The organism is Burkholderia sp. WP42, assembly GCF_000745665.1.
GTDB lineage: Bacteria > Pseudomonadota > Gammaproteobacteria > Burkholderiales > Burkholderiaceae > Burkholderia > Burkholderia vietnamiensis.
The window spans coordinates 12,451-28,257 of sequence record NZ_KN050725.1 but is presented as its reverse complement, the minus strand read 5'-3'; the positions used below and the strand labels follow the sequence as shown (position 1 = coordinate 28,257).

The 15,807-nt window shown below is 66.3% G+C and carries 13 protein-coding genes and 7 tRNA genes; 5 read left to right on the top strand and 15 right to left on the bottom strand.

From position 1 onward, the window contains the following. The first annotated feature begins 319 nt into the window (after nt 1–319). Nucleotides 320–1,627 (top strand): isocitrate lyase, encoded by a 1,308-nt coding sequence (aceA, locus tag EX20_RS26610; RefSeq protein WP_014723240.1) that lies wholly within the window; start codon nt 320–322, stop codon nt 1,625–1,627. 186 nt (nt 1,628–1,813) lie between these two features. Here aceA and EX20_RS26605 read toward each other — a convergent pair whose 3' ends face one another. Continuing rightward, nucleotides 1,814–2,248, bottom strand: a complete 435-nt coding sequence (locus EX20_RS26605; protein ID WP_011885173.1) for a universal stress protein — start codon at nt 2,246–2,248, stop codon at nt 1,814–1,816. 174 nt (nt 2,249–2,422) lie between these two features. Beyond that, complete coding sequence (locus tag EX20_RS26600) at nt 2,423–3,328, bottom strand: LysR family transcriptional regulator (RefSeq protein WP_011885174.1); 906 nt, start codon at nt 3,326–3,328, stop codon at nt 2,423–2,425. Between the two features lie 157 nt (nt 3,329–3,485). Between EX20_RS26600 and EX20_RS26595 the strand changes: the two genes are divergently transcribed. After that, nucleotides 3,486–4,247 (top strand): haloacid dehalogenase type II, encoded by a 762-nt coding sequence (locus EX20_RS26595; RefSeq protein WP_034195301.1) that lies wholly within the window; start codon nt 3,486–3,488, stop codon nt 4,245–4,247. 67 nt (nt 4,248–4,314) lie between these two features. Continuing rightward, nucleotides 4,315–5,907: a malate synthase A gene (aceB, locus tag EX20_RS26590; RefSeq protein WP_034195300.1), complete on the top strand. Its 1,593-nt coding sequence runs from the start codon at nt 4,315–4,317 to the stop codon at nt 5,905–5,907. A gap of 150 nt (nt 5,908–6,057) precedes the next feature. On the opposite strand, the gene EX20_RS26585 is transcribed toward aceB, so the two are convergent. Then, nucleotides 6,058–6,471: a gamma-glutamylcyclotransferase family protein gene (locus tag EX20_RS26585; protein WP_011885177.1), complete on the bottom strand. Its 414-nt coding sequence runs from the start codon at nt 6,469–6,471 to the stop codon at nt 6,058–6,060. A 190-nt stretch (nt 6,472–6,661) separates the two neighbouring features. Here EX20_RS26585 and EX20_RS26580 point away from each other — a divergent pair, with 190 nt between their 5' ends. Beyond that, nucleotides 6,662–7,555 carry an AraC family transcriptional regulator gene (locus EX20_RS26580; protein WP_011885178.1) on the top strand — a complete coding sequence of 298 codons (894 nt, stop codon included), beginning with the start codon at nt 6,662–6,664 and terminating at the stop codon, nt 7,553–7,555. Nucleotides 7,556–7,582: 27 nt separating this feature from the next. On the opposite strand, the gene EX20_RS33400 is transcribed toward EX20_RS26580, so the two are convergent. The 9 genes from EX20_RS33400 to gltX all read right to left on the bottom strand — a co-directional run bounded on the left by EX20_RS33400 (nt 7,583) and on the right by gltX (nt 10,963). Next, nucleotides 7,583–8,047 carry a GNAT family N-acetyltransferase gene (locus EX20_RS33400; RefSeq protein WP_011885179.1) on the bottom strand — a complete coding sequence of 155 codons (465 nt, stop codon included), beginning with the start codon at nt 8,045–8,047 and terminating at the stop codon, nt 7,583–7,585. A gap of 346 nt (nt 8,048–8,393) precedes the next feature. Continuing rightward, nucleotides 8,394–8,470, bottom strand: a tRNA-Asp gene (locus tag EX20_RS26570). A gap of 73 nt (nt 8,471–8,543) precedes the next feature. Next, a tRNA-Glu gene (locus tag EX20_RS26565) sits at nt 8,544–8,619 on the bottom strand. 65 nt (nt 8,620–8,684) lie between these two features. Continuing rightward, nucleotides 8,685–8,761, bottom strand: a tRNA-Asp gene (locus EX20_RS26560). 79 nt (nt 8,762–8,840) lie between these two features. After that, nucleotides 8,841–8,916 (bottom strand) — tRNA-Glu (locus EX20_RS26555). Nucleotides 8,917–8,979: 63 nt separating this feature from the next. Continuing rightward, nucleotides 8,980–9,056: transfer RNA gene (locus EX20_RS26550), tRNA-Asp, on the bottom strand. 81 nt (nt 9,057–9,137) lie between these two features. Further along, nucleotides 9,138–9,213, bottom strand: a tRNA-Glu gene (locus tag EX20_RS26545). A 137-nt stretch (nt 9,214–9,350) separates the two neighbouring features. Further along, nucleotides 9,351–9,426: transfer RNA gene (locus EX20_RS26540), tRNA-Ala, on the bottom strand. 127 nt (nt 9,427–9,553) lie between these two features. Then, complete coding sequence (gene gltX / locus EX20_RS26535; protein ID WP_034195299.1) at nt 9,554–10,963, bottom strand: glutamate--tRNA ligase; 1,410 nt, start codon at nt 10,961–10,963, stop codon at nt 9,554–9,556. Between the two features lie 279 nt (nt 10,964–11,242). Here gltX and EX20_RS26530 point away from each other — a divergent pair, with 279 nt between their 5' ends. Further along, on the top strand, nt 11,243–12,157 hold the full coding sequence (locus EX20_RS26530; protein ID WP_011885181.1) for a patatin-like phospholipase family protein: 915 nt from the start codon (nt 11,243–11,245) through the stop codon (nt 12,155–12,157). Between the two features lie 73 nt (nt 12,158–12,230). On the opposite strand, the gene EX20_RS26525 is transcribed toward EX20_RS26530, so the two are convergent. The 3 genes from EX20_RS26525 to EX20_RS26515 form a co-directional block, all read right to left on the bottom strand. Continuing rightward, nucleotides 12,231–12,902, bottom strand: coding sequence for a C40 family peptidase (locus tag EX20_RS26525; protein WP_011885182.1), 672 nt, complete (start codon nt 12,900–12,902; stop codon nt 12,231–12,233). A gap of 129 nt (nt 12,903–13,031) precedes the next feature. Beyond that, nucleotides 13,032–14,654 carry an ABC transporter ATP-binding protein gene (locus EX20_RS26520; RefSeq protein WP_011885183.1) on the bottom strand — a complete coding sequence of 541 codons (1,623 nt, stop codon included), beginning with the start codon at nt 14,652–14,654 and terminating at the stop codon, nt 13,032–13,034. Next, nucleotides 14,651–15,748, bottom strand: coding sequence for an ABC transporter permease (locus tag EX20_RS26515; protein WP_011885184.1), 1,098 nt, complete (start codon nt 15,746–15,748; stop codon nt 14,651–14,653). Before EX20_RS26515 ends, EX20_RS26520 begins: the two co-directional genes overlap by 4 nt. Nucleotides 15,749–15,807: the final 59 nt, after the last annotated feature.

The following is a 15,807-nucleotide window of genomic DNA, read 5'->3' as shown; positions in this document are numbered from 1 at the left end:
CCGCGCCGGTTTTTTTTCGTCTCGCTCCACATTTCACGATGCGGGAAATTTTTTTGCGTCGTAAAAAATCATGCTGCGTGGCACAACCCGCGCCGTTGCGTGATGGAAAAACCCGTTTCTCAATGCGACACGCTCCGCATATCCCACTGATTCATAACGATTAAAAAATTTCAGCGGGTTCCGAAAAGCCTCTGTTTCCGCTCCAGCGGTTTGCCTAGACTCTTATACAAGACTTCGCGACCTTCACCGGTCTCGCGAAACAGCATCATCAGCGTCCGATTCGAACCATCAGGCAATACACCGTATCAAGGAGCACATCATGTCGCGACAGCAACAGGCACTGGAACTGCAGAAGCAGTGGGACACCGATCCGCGCTGGACGGGCATCAAGCGCGGCTACACGGCCGACGACGTGGTCCGCCTGCGCGGCTCGATCGCCGTCGAGCACACGCTCGCGAAGCGCGGCGCGGAAAAGCTCTGGCGGCTCATCAACGAGGAGCCGTTCGTCAACGCGCTGGGCGCGCTCACCGGCAACCAGGCGATGCAGCAGGTGAAGGCCGGGCTGAAGGCCATCTACCTGTCGGGCTGGCAGGTGGCCGGCGACGCGAACGTCGCCGGTGAAATGTACCCGGACCAGTCGCTGTACCCGGCGAACTCGGTGCCGCTCGTCGTCAAGCGCATCAACAACACGCTGACGCGCGCCGACCAGATCCAGTGGTCGGAAGGCAAGGACCCCGGCGACGAAGGCTACGTCGATTTCTTCGCGCCGATCGTCGCGGACGCGGAAGCCGGCTTCGGCGGCGTGCTGAACGCGTTCGAGCTGATGAAGGCGATGATCGAGGCCGGCGCGTCGGGTGTCCACTTCGAGGACCAGCTCGCGTCGGTGAAGAAGTGCGGCCACATGGGCGGCAAGGTGCTCGTGCCGACGCGCGAGGCCGTGGCGAAGCTGTCGGCGGCACGGCTCGCCGCCGACGTGATGGGCACGCCGACCGTCCTGGTCGCCCGCACTGACGCGGAAGCCGCGGACCTCATCACCTCCGACATCGACGACAACGACAAGCCGTTCCTCACCGGCGAGCGCACGGTCGAAGGCTTTTTCCGCACCAAGCCGGGCCTCGAGCAGGCGATCTCGCGCGGCCTCGCGTATGCGCCGTATGCGGACCTCGTGTGGTGCGAGACGGGCAAGCCGGATCTCGAGTACGCGAAGAAGTTCGCGGAGGCGATCCACAAGCAGTTCCCGGGCAAGATGCTGTCGTACAACTGCTCGCCGTCGTTCAACTGGAAGAAGAACCTCGACGACGCGACGATCGCGAAGTTCCAGAAGGAACTCGGCGCGATGGGCTACAAGTTCCAGTTCATCACGCTGGCCGGCTTCCACGCGCTGAACTACTCGATGTTCAACCTCGCGCACGGCTATGCCCGCACGCAGATGAGCGCGTTCGTCGAACTGCAGCAGGCCGAGTTCGAAGCGGCCGACAAGGGCTTCACCGCGGTCAAGCACCAGCGCGAGGTCGGCACCGGCTACTTCGACGCGGTGACGCAGACGGTCGAGCGCGAAGCGTCGACCACCGCGCTGCACGGCTCGACCGAGGACGAACAGTTCTTCGACGGCAAGAAGGTGGCATAAGGCGCGCCAGCACCGCACCGGACAACAATCAGGGAGGAGACGGCAGGCGCGCGACGAAAGTCGCGCGACCGGCCGCGCGGCTTCGGCCGCCTGCAACGACGCGCGCCGGCCTGGTCCGGCGCGCCCTTTTTCGGCGCCGCCGTACGGTCGTACGGTCGTACGGCCGTAGCGCCGAGGCCGCCGCCGTTACCGATAGACGATCACCGGAATTTTCGTATGGGTCAGCACGCGTTGCGTTTCGCTGCCGATCAGCAGGCTGCCGAGCCCGCGACGTCCGTGGGACGCCATGAAGATCACGTCGCAGCCGCCGCGCTCGGCCGCCTCGATGATGCCGAGGTACGGCGACGGATGCACGCTCGTCCAGCTGTCGCATGCGACGCCGGCCGCCTTCGCGGCGGCCTGCACGTCGTCGAGATGCGCGCGCGCCTCGCGCTCGCTGCGGGCCCGGAAATCGGCCGGCGGCTCGATGATCACCTCGGAAAACGGCGAGTACGGGTACTGCGGCAGGCACGCATAGGCGGTGACGCGCGCGCCGACCGCACGCGCGAGATCGATCGCGCCGTCGATCGCCTTCTGCGACAGCTCGGAGCCGTCAGTTGGAACGAGGATGTGCCGGAACATCGCGCCCTCCTGCGTCAGTCGGACCGCGCGCGCCGCGTCCGCGAGCCAAGCCGCCGCGGAACGTCGCGCACGCCAGCTTCGATTGTAGTGCGCGAAACCTGGCTGCCGACGCCGGCAGCGGGTTCGCCCTCATATCGGAAACGCGCGGGACGACGCGGCAGCATGCCATGCGCCCTATGCGCCCCAATACCCCGGCCGTTCGTACGTGTGCTTCAGATAGTCGAGAAAGAGCCGCACGCGCAACGGCAAATGGCGGCGCTGCGGAAACACCGCATGGATGCCGATCGGCGGCGCCGCGAACGCGTCGAGCACGCTGACCAGACGGCCGGCCGCGACGTCGTCGCCGACCTCCCACCACGAGCGCCAGGCGAGGCCGTAGCCGGCGAGACACCATTCGTGCAGCACCGCGCCGTCCGAGCACTCCATCGTGCCGCTCACGCGGATCGACACGACCTTGCCGTCCTCCTGGAACGTCCAGCCGCGCTGCTGGTTCGCGTTGGCGGCAAGCGCCAGGCAGTTGTGGCGCGCGAGCTCGGCGAGCGTCGCCGGCGTGCCGCGGCGCGCGAGATACGCGGGCGACGCGACGCACACGCGGCGGTTCTCGCCCAGTTTCAGCGACACCAGCGACGAATCGGGCAGCTCGCCGAGCCGCACCGCGCAATCGAACCCTTCGTTGACGAGGTCGACCATCCGGTCGGACAGGTCGAGCGTGACCGATACGTCCGGATGCGCGCCGCTGAACTCCGGCACGAGCGGCGCGACGTGACGCCGCCCGAAGCCCGCCGGCGCGGAGATGCGCAGATGGCCGCTCGCCTTCACGCCGCCCGCCGACACGCTGGCTTCGGCGTTCTGCATGTCGTTGATGATCCGCTGGCAATCCTCGAGGAACGCCGAGCCTTCGAAGGTCAGCGTGAGCTTGCGTGTAGTGCGCACCAGCAGCTTCACGCCGAGCCGCTCCTCGAGCGCGTCGAGGCGGCGGCCGATGATCGCCGGCGCGACGCCCTCCGCGTGCGCGGCCGCCGACAGGCTGCCCTTCGCCGCGACCGCGGCGAACGTTTCGATCTGCTTGAACCGGTCCATGACTCGCAACAGGCGACGGCGCCGCCGCCCTTCAATTCGTCTGAGCGACCAAGATTATGTATGTGAAAGTAAAAAATCAAGTGATGATTCGCGTCTTTTTTAGAAGCTGCGATCACGAATAGAATCGATTCGACCTCTGAAACTGGAGCGCAAGGCTATGTCGGCCACAACGACACTCTCCTCTCCCGCCGCCATCCTGTTCGACGCATTCGGCACGTTGTTCGACGTGCATGCGGTCGTGGCCGCGGCCGAGCAGATGTTTCCCGGTCACGGCGACCGGCTGTCGCAGCTGTGGCGGCGCAAGCAGATCGAATATTCGCAGTTGCGCACGCTCGCCGATCCGGCCGGCGCGCGCTATCGCCCGTTTCGAGACATCACGCTCGACGCGCTGCGCTTCGCCGCACGCGCGCTCGGCCTCGCGCTGAACAGCGCGGCCGAAAAGCGGCTGATGGACCAATACGCATGCCTGTCGACCTATCCCGACACGGTGCCCGCGCTGCGCCGGTTGCGCGCGCTCGAACCGCGCCCGGCGCTCGCGATCCTGTCGAACGGCAACCCCGACATGCTCGACATCGCGATCAAGAGCGCCGGCATGGCCGGCCTGTTCGATCGCGTGCTGTCCGCCGACACCGTGCGCGCGTACAAGCCGAGTCCGCTCGCGTACGCGCTCGGCACCGCCGCCTTCGGCGCGCAGCCGCGCGAGCTCGTGTTCGTGTCGTCGAACGCGTGGGACGTCGCGGGCGCCGCCTGGTTCGGCTACACGACGTTCTGGCTGAACCGCACCGGCGCGCCCGCCGACGAGCTCGGCGTGTCGCCCGACGGCACCGGCAGTGGCATGGCCGACCTGCTCGCATTCCTCGCCACCCCGGCTTCGTCCGGCAGAACGGCCAACCGCGCGCGCCCCGGCCCGGGCGCATGACGCGCGCCGCGCTGCCGCCTCACCCTTTCACCGAAACCGCAACTGACCGACCAAGGAGATGACACTCATGAGCACCCCGATCACGCTGCCGCAAGGCATGGCGATCACCGGCGAAATCAAGCCGGGCTACGAAGCGATCCTGACGCCCGACGCGCTCGCCGTCGTCGCGGCGCTGCATCGCGCATTCGAGCCGCGTCGCCAGGCGCTGCTGCAGGCGCGCGTCGAGCGCACGAAGCGCCTCGACGCCGGCGAGCGCCCCGATTTCCTCGCCGATACGAAGGCGATCCGCGAAGGCGACTGGAAGGTCGCGCCGCTGCCGGCCGACCTTCAATGCCGCCGTGTCGAAATCACCGGTCCCGTCGAGCGCAAGATGATCATCAACGCGCTGAATTCGGGCGCGGACTCGTACATGACCGACTTCGAGGATTCGAACGCGCCGAGCTGGACCAACCAGATCGACGGCCAGATCAACCTGAAGGACGCGGTGCGCCGCACGATCTCGCTCGAGCAGAACGGCAAGTCCTACAAGCTGAACGACAAGGTCGCGACGCTGATCGTGCGTCCGCGCGGCTGGCACCTCGACGAAAAGCACGTGACGGTCGACGGCCAGCGCGTGTCTGGCGGGATCTTCGATTTCGCGCTGTACCTGTTCCACAACGCGAAGGAACTGATTGCGCGCGGCTCGGGCCCATACTTCTATCTGCCGAAGATGGAAAGCCATCTCGAGGCGCGCCTGTGGAACGACATCTTCGTCGCCGCGCAGGAAGCGGTCGGCATCCCGCGCGGCACGATCCGCGCGACGGTGCTGATCGAGACGATCCTCGCCGCGTTCGAGATGGACGAGATCCTGTACGAACTGCGTGAACACAGCTCGGGCCTGAACGCCGGCCGCTGGGACTACATCTTCTCGGCGATCAAGAAGTTCAAGAATGACCGCGACTTCTGCCTGGCCGATCGCTCGAAGATCACGATGACGGTGCCGTTCATGCGCGCATACGCGCTGCTGCTGCTGAAGACCTGCCACAAGCGCAACGCGCCGGCGATCGGCGGGATGAGCGCGCTGATTCCGATCAAGAACGATCCGGAAGCGAACGACAAGGCGATGGGCGGCGTGCGCTCGGACAAGCAGCGCGACGCGACCGACGGCTACGACGGTGGCTGGGTCGCGCATCCGGGCCTGGTGCCGATCGCGATGGAGGAATTCGTCAAGGTGCTCGGCGACAAGCCGAACCAGATCGGCAAGCAGCGCGACGACGTGCAGATCGAAGGCCGCAACCTGCTCGATTTCCAGCCGGAAGCACCGATCACCGAAGCCGGCCTGCGCAACAACATCAACGTCGGCATCCACTACCTCGGCGCGTGGCTCGACGGCAACGGCTGCGTGCCGATCCACAACCTGATGGAAGACGCGGCCACCGCGGAAATCTCGCGTTCGCAGGTGTGGCAGTGGATCCGCTCGCCGAAGGGCGTGCTCGACGACGGCCGCAAGGTGACCGCCGAACTCGTGCGCGAATACACGAAGGCCGAGCTGGAAAACGTGAAGCGCTCGGTCGGCGGCAACACTCAGCCGTACGAGCGGGCCGCGGCGATCTTCGAACAGATGTCGACGTCGGAAGGCTTCACCGAATTCCTGACGCTGCCGCTGTACGAGGAAATCTGACCGCGCGGCCGGATCCTGCGGGATCCGGCCGACGCCGCCAGGCCGCCGCCGGCCGTGCGACACGGCGGCCGGCTGGACCAGGCGCCCCGCGGGGCGCTTTTTTTTCGCTGGCCGCGTGAGCGGGAGCGTGCGCGTGCGCGGCGCGCAGGCTCAGGCCGCTTCGCGCTCGCGGCGATGCTGGACCCAGTCGCCGGACGCGATGCGCGGGCGGTCGGCGGCCGCATGCGCGGCGACCGGGTAGTACACGCACGCATAGGCTCGGCCGCCGAGTTCGACGGTCACCGGTTCCTGCCGGAACAACGTGTCGACGCCGGGATAGACGCGTTCGATCTCGTCGAGCACGGGCAGCAACAGTTCGTCGACCGCGTACACGTCGCCCCACACGAGCGACTGACCGGCCGCACCGGCCACCATGCCTGGATAAGTGCCGAAATCGTACAGTTCGCCGGGCAGCGCGACGGCTCCGAGGAGCGTGGGCGCAGGGATGCCGTGGCGCGCGGCCGCATGGCCGATGTCGTTGGCCTCGCCTGCTCGCAACGTGCCGTAGACGAATACATGGCGCATCGTGGTTCTCCTCTTCGATTCTGGTATCGCCGGGGCGTCGCGGCGACGGCGTGCGTTACGCCGGACGGAATGCGCGCAGCTCCATACAAAGTTCATTCGGGCCGGTCATTATCAGCTGAAAAACCGCCGCATGCGCCTGCGCGGCGCCTTCTACAATAACGGCATCGCAGCCGCGCCGACCGAATCGCCCATGAATCCGCCCGCCCAAGCCGACGCATCGAACCCGTACGACGTCATCGACATTCCGCCCGAATTCGCACCGACCCGCGTGCACCCGATGCGCGTGCGCGCGCGGCAGGTCGACGCGGGCCGGCGGATTCCGCGGCACACGCATGCATGGGCGCAGCTCGCGTATGCGTCGCGCGGCGTGCTGCGGGTCGCCACGACCGGCACGACCTGGATGGTGCCGCCGTCGCGCGCGATCTGGGTGCCGCCGCACGTGACGCACGAGGTCGTGATCGTCGAGGAGGCGTACCTGCGCACGGTCTATCTCGACGAATCGATCGTGCCGGACGGGCTCGACGCATGCCGAGTCGTCGAGGTCACGGGCCTGTTGCGCGAACTGATCGTCGCGCTCGATGCCCGCGCGCTGAGCAGCGCGCGCGAGCGGCTCTTGTGCGGGCTCGTGCTCGACGAGCTGAGCCATGCCGAACCGCTGCCGCTCGCGGTGCCGATGCCGGAAGAAAAGCGGCTGCGCATGCTGTGCGAGTCGGTGCTCGCGCAGCCGGCGCATGCGGAGTCGCTCGAGCATTGGGCGAGCGAGGTCGGCGCGAGCACGCGCACGATTTCGCGGCTGTTCAAGCAGGAGCTAGGCGTCAGTTTTTCGCAGTGGCGGCAGCAGGCGCTGCTCGCGCGGGCGATTCCGCTGTTGAACCAGGGGCGCGCGCTGTCGCATGTCGCGCGCGAGCTCGGCTACCAGAGCCAGAGCGCGTTTTCGGCGATGTTCCGCCGTGCATTCGGCGAAAGCCCGCGCGCGTTCATGCTGCGCGGCTTCGAGCATCGCGGCACGGAAGACCGCGTGCCGGCCGCAGATGATGACGAGGACGACACCGACGGCCGCGGTGCGCTCGACACGATCGGGTAACTCGCACGGTGTGCCGGGTGCGTGCGCTCAGACCGCGCGTACCATGTGCCGGATCGAGCCGAGCTGCGCCGGGCGCGGCCCGGTGACGCGATAGCCCATGCGCTGATAAAGGCGGGCGGCCGGGTTGTCGACGAACACGCGCAACTGCAGTTCGTGCAGGCCGCGCGCGCGTGCCCAGCGATGCGACATGTCGAGCATGTAGGTGCCGGCGCCCTGCCCTCGATGACCGGCGGCGATCTGCACGTCGCGGATATGCAGCGAATCGCCCTCCTCGGTCACGCGCAGCACGCCGATGCGCTCGCCGTCGGCTTCCAGGATGAAGTTCTCGGATTCGCGCCAGCTCGCGTAGAACAGGTCGCTGCGCCACACGAGCCCATGGCGCTTGTAATAGGCGCCCATGTTGCCGTGCGTGAGCGCCTCGGCAAACGGGAAATCGCCGGACTCCGCAGGTCGGAGCTGATACAGCAGTCGCAGGTCGGTCGGATCGAGCATCGCGCTTGGGTCGAGATCGCACTCCGCCACGATAGCGCAGTCGCCGGCGGATGCAATCGCGAATTTCTCGGAGCGGCGATGAGGATCAAGGCGCCCGCGCATGCGGGCACGAGAAGAAAACGCAAATGAAAAAGCCCGCACGAGGCGGGCTTTCTCATTTTCTGGCGGAGCGGACGGGACTCGCCTACATCCCGCAGGCCGCGGTTGCGCGTGCACGCGCAACCCTTCGCGTCCCGCCGGAAGCCGCGCAGGCGGCTTCCTCCGCTCAGCAGTCACGTGCCCGCATGCGGGCACGAGAAGAAAACGCAAATGAAAAAGCCCGCACGAGGCGGGCTTCTTCATTTTCTGGCGGAGCGGACGGGACTCGAACCCGCGACCCCCGGCGTGACAGGCCGGTATTCTAACCGACTGAACTACCGCTCCAGTCTTGCTTCTTGCCTGGCAGGCGTCGGTTACTTCCTGCCGGCGCATCGTTTGTTCGAACGACGCCGAAATCTGGCGTCCCCTAGGGGATTCGAACCCCTGTACTCACCGTGAAAGGGTGATGTCCTAGGCCTCTAGACGAAGGGGACAACGTACTGCTTACATCTTTAACGAAAAAGCCCGTTCAAATACGTTCTTTGAACGGGCTTCGTTCTGGCGGAGCGGACGGGACTCGAACCCGCAACCCCCGGCGTGACAGGCCGGTATTCTAACCAACTGAACTACCGCTCCAGCTTTCTTCATCACCACCTGCAGGACCTCGTTCACGCCCTGCAAGCGCTGCGACACTTCTACGAAACGCCGCTGAATCTGGCGTCCCCTAGGGGATTCGAACCCCTGTACTCACCGTGAAAGGGTGATGTCCTAGGCCTCTAGACGAAGGGGACAACGTACTGCTTACATCCTTAATACAAAAGCCCGCTCAAATACGTCTTGAACGGGCTTCGTTCTGGCGGAGCGGACGGGACTCGAACCCGCGACCCCCGGCGTGACAGGCCGGTATTCTAACCGACTGAACTACCGCTCCAACTTTCTGCACCGTTACCCGCAGGACGTCGGTTACGTTCCTGCAAGCCTCGCGACACTTCTACGAAACGCCGCTAAATTCTGGCGTCCCCTAGGGGATTCGAACCCCTGTACTCACCGTGAAAGGGTGATGTCCTAGGCCTCTAGACGAAGGGGACATGATCTTTTCAGATCTGTCTGACTTTCGCTATTCACTTACCGTCAACAGCGAAGGCCGGAATTCTAACTGCTTTAAATCTTTTTGTGAAGCATTTATTACTACCAGCGCTTCGCAAATCAATTTGTTTTGTTCTGATGGTGGAGGTAAGCGGGATCGAACCGCTGACCTCTTGCATGCCATGCAAGCGCTCTCCCAGCTGAGCTATACCCCCTTGCAGAACAGAAATGAGATTATATGGACCGAATTTGAACTTGTAAATACCCTTTTTGCGATTGGCGCGAAATTTTTTGCGAAGCCGCCATCGCGTCGCCGGACGGCAGCCTCGCGCCGCCCCAACCTCAAGCCAGCGCGGCCTCGATACGCGATACGACCGCGTCGCGGCCGAACAGCACGAGCACCGCGTCGATCGACGGCGTATGCGTGGTACCCGCCACCAGCAGCCGGACCGGCATCGCAAGCTGCGGCATCTTCAGCTTGTGCGTCGCGAGCGTCGCCTTCAACGCTGCCGATACCGCTTCCTTGGTCCAGTCGGCGGCCTTCAGCGCGGCTGCGAGATCGGCCAGCGCCGGGCGCACCGCGTCGGTCACGTGCTGCGCGAGCGCATCGGCGTCGGGCGCCGGGACGCGATAGAACATCGCAGCGCCTTCCGCGATTTCCTTGACCGTCGTCGCGCGGTCCTTCATCAGGCCGATCACCGCGTCGAGCGCGGGGCCGGTCGCGATCGCCGCGTCGTCGATGCCGAGCGCGTCGAGGAACGGCTTCGCGAGCGCGGCGAGGCGTGCGTTGTCGGCTTCCTTGATGTAGTGCGCGTTCAGCCAGCTCAGCTTGCTGTGGTCGTACTGCGCGGGCGACTTGCCCAGGTGCTCGAGATCGAACCACTCGACGAACTGTTCGCGCGAGAAGATTTCCGCGTCGCCGTGCGACCAGCCGAGGCGCGCGAGATAGTTGACGACGGCCTCCGGCAGGAAACCCGCGTCGCGATACGCCATCACGCTCATCGCGCCGTGGCGCTTGCTCATCTTCTCGCCCTGCTCGTTCAGCACGGTCGGCAGGTGCGCGTAGACGGGCGGCTCGCCGCCGAGCGCGCGCAGGATGTTGATCTGGCGCGGCGTGTTGTTCACATGGTCGTCGCCACGGATCACGTGCGTGATGTTCATGTCCATGTCGTCCACGACCACGCAGAAGTTGTAGATCGGCGTGCCGTCCGGACGCGCGATCACGAGGTCGTCGAGCTCCTCGTTCGAGATCTCGACACGCCCCTTCACCGCGTCGTCCCACACGACCGTGCCGGTCAGCGGGTTGCGGAAGCGCAGCACCGGCTTCACGCCGGCCGGCGGCTCGGGCAGCACCTTGCCAGGCTCCGGGCGCCACGTGCCGTCATAGCGCGGCTTCTCGCCGGCCGCGCGCTGGCGTTCGCGCAGCGCATCGAGCTCCTCGGCCGACATGTAGCACGGGTAAGCGAGGCCCTGTTCGAGCATCTGCGCCAGCACCTCGCGATAGCGATCCATGCGCTGCATCTGGTAGATCGGACCTTCGTCGAAATCGAGGCCGAGCCATTGCATCCCTTCGAGGATCGCGTCGACGGCTTCCTGCGACGAGCGCTCGACGTCGGTATCCTCGATACGCAGCACGAACGTGCCCTTCATCTTGCGGGCGAACGCCCACGGATAGAGCGCGGAGCGGATGTTGCCGAGGTGGATGAAGCCGGTTGGACTCGGTGCGAAGCGGGTACGGACAGGACGGGTCATAAACGGTAACTCGAACGCCTGGGGCGCATGAATGATTCGACGCGGGACGACGGCGGCAAACCGCACAACGACGGGGCCGGCCGCGCCCGGAACGGGAAAGAAGCCGGAATTATACTCGCGCCGGTCTGCGCGCCAAGCGCACCGCTTGCTTTATGATGTGCGCGCCGCCACCGCCCGCGGGCGCGGCGCCGGCCGCCCGGATTGCCCCGCGCGGCCGCTCGCAATCCATCGCCGCCGCGGGCCGCAAGGCCCGCCACCCAGCCGCCGGAGAATCATTCGATGTCGTCCCCTCGCCTGTCGCGCCGCCACTTCACGATCGCATGCGCGTCCGCCACTCTCGCCGCATGCACGTCGTTCGGCGAGAAGTCCCGTCCCGACAATGCCGCGACCGCGCAGAAGCCCGTGAAGATCGGCATCGCGCTCGGCGGCGGCGCCGCCCGCGGTTTTTCGCACATCGGCGTGCTGAAGGCGCTCGAGGCGCGCGGCATCCCGATCGACCTCGTCGCCGGCACCAGCGCGGGCTCGGTGGTCGGCGCGCTGTACGCGTCGGGCATGAGCGGGCTGCAGATCAACAAGATCGCGCTCGACATGGATCAGGCCGCGATCAGCGACTGGGCGCTGCCGTTCCGCTCGCGCGGGCTGCTGCAGGGCATCGCGCTGCAGAACTTCCTGAACAAGACGCTGAACAACCGGCCGATCGAGAAGATGGCCAAACCGCTCGGCGTCGTCGCGACCGACCTGCAGAACGGTCAGCCGATCCTGTTCCAGCAGGGCAACACGGGGCTCGCGGTGCGCGCGTCGTGCAGCGTGCCGTCGGTGTTCGAGCCCGTGAAGATCGGCAACCGCGAATACGTCGACGGCGGCCTCGTGAGCCCGGTGCCCGCGTCGTTCGCCCGCAAGATGGGCGCGAGCTTCGTGATCGCGGTGGACATCTCGTCGCGGCCGGACGGCGCGGCGACCGACAACCCGATCGAGATGCTGCTGCAGACCTTCACGATCATGGGCCAGACGATCAAGACCTACGAGCTCGACAAGTATGCGGACGTCGTGATCCGCCCGAATCTCGCCGCGATGGGCGGCAGCGACTTCAATCAGCGCAACGCGGCGATCCTCGCGGGCGAGGAAGCGGTGGCGCGCATCATGCCCGAACTGCAGCGCAAGCTCGCGGCCGCGCGCGGCGGCGTGGCCGCATGAGCGCGCACGGCCCCAAAAGCAAAAAACCCTGTCGCCTTTCGGTGACAGGGTTTTTTTCGACCTGACGAACGGATCAGTTGCTGCCGTTCGCGGCGTCGTCGCCGATCGTGGCGCGCACGCGCTGGCGCAGATCCTCGGCGTTCATCGGAAACGTCGATTCGAGCCGGCGCGCGCCGGTGAAACGCTTTTCCCAGTAGCCGCTGTCGAGATCGTCGACGCGCACGGTGCTGCCGGTCGACGGCGAATGCACGAACTTGTTGTCGCCGATGTAGATGCCGACGTGCGAGAACGTGCGGCGCATCGTGTTGAAGAACACGAGATCGCCCGGCTTCAGGTTGCTCATGCTGACCTTCTCGCCGACGCGGCTCATTTCTTCCGCGCGACGCGGCAGCGACATGCCGAGCGTATCCTGGAACACGTAGCGCACGAAGCCGCTGCAATCGAGGCCGGAGTCCGGCGAATTGCCGCCCCAGCGATAGCGCACGCCGATCATGTTCAGCGCGCTGACCACGACGTCGCCCGCCTTGCCCGCCATGCCGGACAGGAACGACTTCGCGCCGCCACTAGCCGGCTGCGCAGAGGTCTGCTGGAGGGAAGTCGACCCGATTTGAGTCGAATTGCTGACATTCTGATTGAAACTGCTGACTTCGTCGGCGAACGCGCCGGGAGCTGCTGCGATCAGGGCGCCGATGAACAGCCCGGCGACGGTGCGCACACATGCCTGGGACAGGGATCGATGCTGCATTGGTCGATGGAATTTGCTTAAAAATCAGCTGATTGGCGGAAAATTTCGGTCGATACTAGCCAGCGCGTAATCGTTTGTCAAAACAAATTAAAAAATACAATCGAGATGGTTGGACCATTGGACCCGCTATCACGCTTTCCAGACGGCTTTCAACAGCTTTTGTGTGTAAGGATGTGACGGTCTCGTGAAGATATCCGCCACGTCGCCGGACTCGACGACCGCCCCGCCCTGCATCACCGCGACGCGGTGCGCCATCGCGCCGATCACCTCCAGATCGTGGCTGATGAATACATAGCCCAGGTTGTATTTCTGTTGCAAATTCGCGAGCAGCTTCAGCACCTGCTGCTGGATCGACACGTCGAGCGCGGAAGTCGGCTCGTCGAGGATCAGGATGCGCGGCTCGAGCACGAGCGCGCGTGCGATCGCGATCCGCTGCCGCTGGCCGCCGGAGAACTCGTGCGGATAGCGATGCAGCACCGTGCGGTCGAGGCCGACTTCGCGCAGCACCGTCAGCGACTTCGCGCGGCGCGCGTCCGCGCTCAGTTCCGGGCGATGCAACTCGAGCCCCTCCCCGACGATCCGCTCGATCGTCTGACGCGGCGACAGCGAACTGAATGGATCCTGAAAGACGACCTGCATGTTCGAGCGCAGCGCGGTCTGTTCGCGGCCGCGATAGGTCGACAGCGCGCGCCCCTGGAACTCGATCTCGCCGGCCACCGTCCGTTGCAGCCCGAGCAGCGCCATCGCGAGCGTCGACTTTCCGGAGCCGGATTCGCCGACGATCCCGAGCGTCTCGCCCTGCCGCACCGACACGGACACGTCATCCACCGCCGTCACCGGCAGCGTCCCGAACCAGCCGGCCAGCCCCGGCCGCTTGCGCGCGAACTGCACGCTGACGTGGCGCGCGTCGAGCACGACCGGCGCGATCGGCAGCACCGGCGCGACCGTGCGCTGCGGCCGGCTGTTCAGCAGCCGCTGCGTATACGGATGCTCGGGCTGCGCGAAGATCCGCTCCACCGGCCCGCTCTCGACCAGCCTGCCGTGCTCCATTACGGCGACCCGCTCGGCGAAGCGCCGCACGAGGTTCAGATCGTGCGTGATCAGCAGGATCGCCATCCCGCGCTTTTCCGCCTCGTCGCGCTGCAGTTCGAGCAGCAGGTCGACGATCTGCGCGCGGATCGTCACGTCGAGCGCGGTGGTCGGCTCGTCGGCCAGCAGCAGGCGCGGCCGGCAGGCGAGCGCCATCGCGATCATCGCGCGCTGCCGCTGGCCGCCCGACAGCTCGTGCGGGTAGCTGTCGACGCGCTTCTCGGGCTCCGCGATGCCGGTGCGGGCGAGCAGCGCGATCGTGCGCTTGCGCGCTTCGCCGGCCGTCACGCCGTCGTGCAGCACGATCGTCTCGGCGATCTGCGCGCCGACCGTGTACAGCGGATTGAGCGCCGTCATCGGCTCCTGGAAGATCATCGCGATGTCCGAGCCGCGCAGCCCGCGCATCTCGCGCTCGCTCTTGCCGGCGAGATCCTGCCCGGCGAAGCGGATGGTGCCGCTCACGTCCGCATCACGCAGCAGCCGCAGGATCGACAGCGCGGTCACGCTCTTGCCCGAGCCCGACTCGCCGACCAGCGCGACGCGTTCGCCGCGACCGATCGCGAGCGTCACGTCTTCGACGGCCACCGTGTCGCCGAAGCGCACGTGCAGATGCTCGAGCGACAGCAGCGGTTCGCCCGGCTGCGAGGCGTCGATGGCGCTCATCGCTGGCCTCCTGCGGCGCGCACCGAGTCGGCGATCCGCGTGTCGAGCGCATTGCGCAGTGCGTCGCCCATGAAGGTCAGCAACAGCAGCGTCGCGACCAGCACGCCGAACGTCGACAGCGAGATCCACCACGCGTCGAGATTGGCCTTGCCCTGCGCGAGCAGTTCGCCGAGGCTCGGCGTCGGCGGCGGCACGCCGAGGCCGAGGAAATCGAGGCTCGTGAGCGCGAGGATCGCCCCGCTCATCCGGAACGGCAGGAACGTGATCACCGGCGTCATGCTGTTCGGCAGTACGTGGCGCCAGATGATCTGCCAGTTCGTGAGGCCCATCGCGCGGGCCGCGCGCACGTAGTCCTGCGTGCGGTTGCGCAGGAATTCGGCACGCACGTAGTCGGCGAGGCCGATCCAGCCGAACAGCGACAGCAGCACGATCAGCAGCAGGAAGCTCGGCTCGAAGATCGACGCGAAGATGATCAGCAGATACAGCTCCGGCAGCGAGCTCCAGATTTCGATCAGACGCTGCCCGACGATGTCGATGCGGCCGCCGAAGAAGCCCTGCACCGCGCCCGCGGCGATGCCGAGCAGCGTGCCGATGGCGGTGAGGATCAGCGCGAACTCGACCGACACGCGAAACCCGTACACGAGGCGCGCGAGCAGATCGCGGCCCTGCGCGTCGGTGCCGAGCCAGTTCGCGCGCGACGGCGGCGCGGGGTTCGGCACGTTCGAGAAATAGTTCAGCGTGTCGTAGTAATAGCGGTTCGGCGGGTAGATCGCGAAGTTGCCCGGCGCTTCGAGGCGCTTGCGCACGTACGGATCGAGATAATCGGCCGGCGTCGGGAAGTCGCCGCCGAAGGTCGTCTCCGGATACGCATGGAACATCGGGAAATAGGTGTGCCCGTCGTAGCGCACGACGAGCGGCTTGTCGTTGGACCACAGCGGCGCCGCGAGGCTCGCGGCGAATGCGACGACGAAGATCACGAAGCTCCAGTAGCCGAGCCGTTGCTGGCGGAAGCGCTGCCACACACGCCGCGCGGGCGACGGCGACACGCGCGCCCGCGCGGCGTCGATGCGGGACGACGCGATGGCCCGGCTCATCGCGCACCTCGCCCGGCGCGCGCGGGCAGGCGTAGAGGCGCGCCGGCGATCGGCGTGCG

What these genes read in the sequence shown, in the direction of transcription:
- aceA (WP_014723240.1), top strand. Translation starts at nt 320, where the DNA reads ATGTCGCGACAGCAACAGGCACTGGAACTGCAGAAGCAGTGGGACACC.
- EX20_RS26605 (WP_011885173.1), bottom strand. Translation starts at nt 2,248, where the DNA reads ATGTTCCGGCACATCCTCGTTCCAACTGACGGCTCCGAGCTGTCGCAG.
- EX20_RS26600 (WP_011885174.1), bottom strand. Translation starts at nt 3,328, where the DNA reads ATGGACCGGTTCAAGCAGATCGAAACGTTCGCCGCGGTCGCGGCGAAG.
- EX20_RS26595 (WP_034195301.1), top strand. Translation starts at nt 3,486, where the DNA reads ATGTCGGCCACAACGACACTCTCCTCTCCCGCCGCCATCCTGTTCGAC.
- aceB (WP_034195300.1), top strand. Translation starts at nt 4,315, where the DNA reads ATGAGCACCCCGATCACGCTGCCGCAAGGCATGGCGATCACCGGCGAA.
- EX20_RS26585 (WP_011885177.1), bottom strand. Translation starts at nt 6,471, where the DNA reads ATGCGCCATGTATTCGTCTACGGCACGTTGCGAGCAGGCGAGGCCAAC.
- EX20_RS26580 (WP_011885178.1), top strand. Translation starts at nt 6,662, where the DNA reads ATGAATCCGCCCGCCCAAGCCGACGCATCGAACCCGTACGACGTCATC.
- EX20_RS33400 (WP_011885179.1), bottom strand. Translation starts at nt 8,047, where the DNA reads ATGCTCGATCCGACCGACCTGCGACTGCTGTATCAGCTCCGACCTGCG.
- gltX (WP_034195299.1), bottom strand. Translation starts at nt 10,963, where the DNA reads ATGACCCGTCCTGTCCGTACCCGCTTCGCACCGAGTCCAACCGGCTTC.
- EX20_RS26530 (WP_011885181.1), top strand. Translation starts at nt 11,243, where the DNA reads ATGTCGTCCCCTCGCCTGTCGCGCCGCCACTTCACGATCGCATGCGCG.
- EX20_RS26525 (WP_011885182.1), bottom strand. Translation starts at nt 12,902, where the DNA reads ATGCAGCATCGATCCCTGTCCCAGGCATGTGTGCGCACCGTCGCCGGG.
- EX20_RS26520 (WP_011885183.1), bottom strand. Translation starts at nt 14,654, where the DNA reads ATGAGCGCCATCGACGCCTCGCAGCCGGGCGAACCGCTGCTGTCGCTC.
- EX20_RS26515 (WP_011885184.1), bottom strand. Translation starts at nt 15,748, where the DNA reads ATGAGCCGGGCCATCGCGTCGTCCCGCATCGACGCCGCGCGGGCGCGC.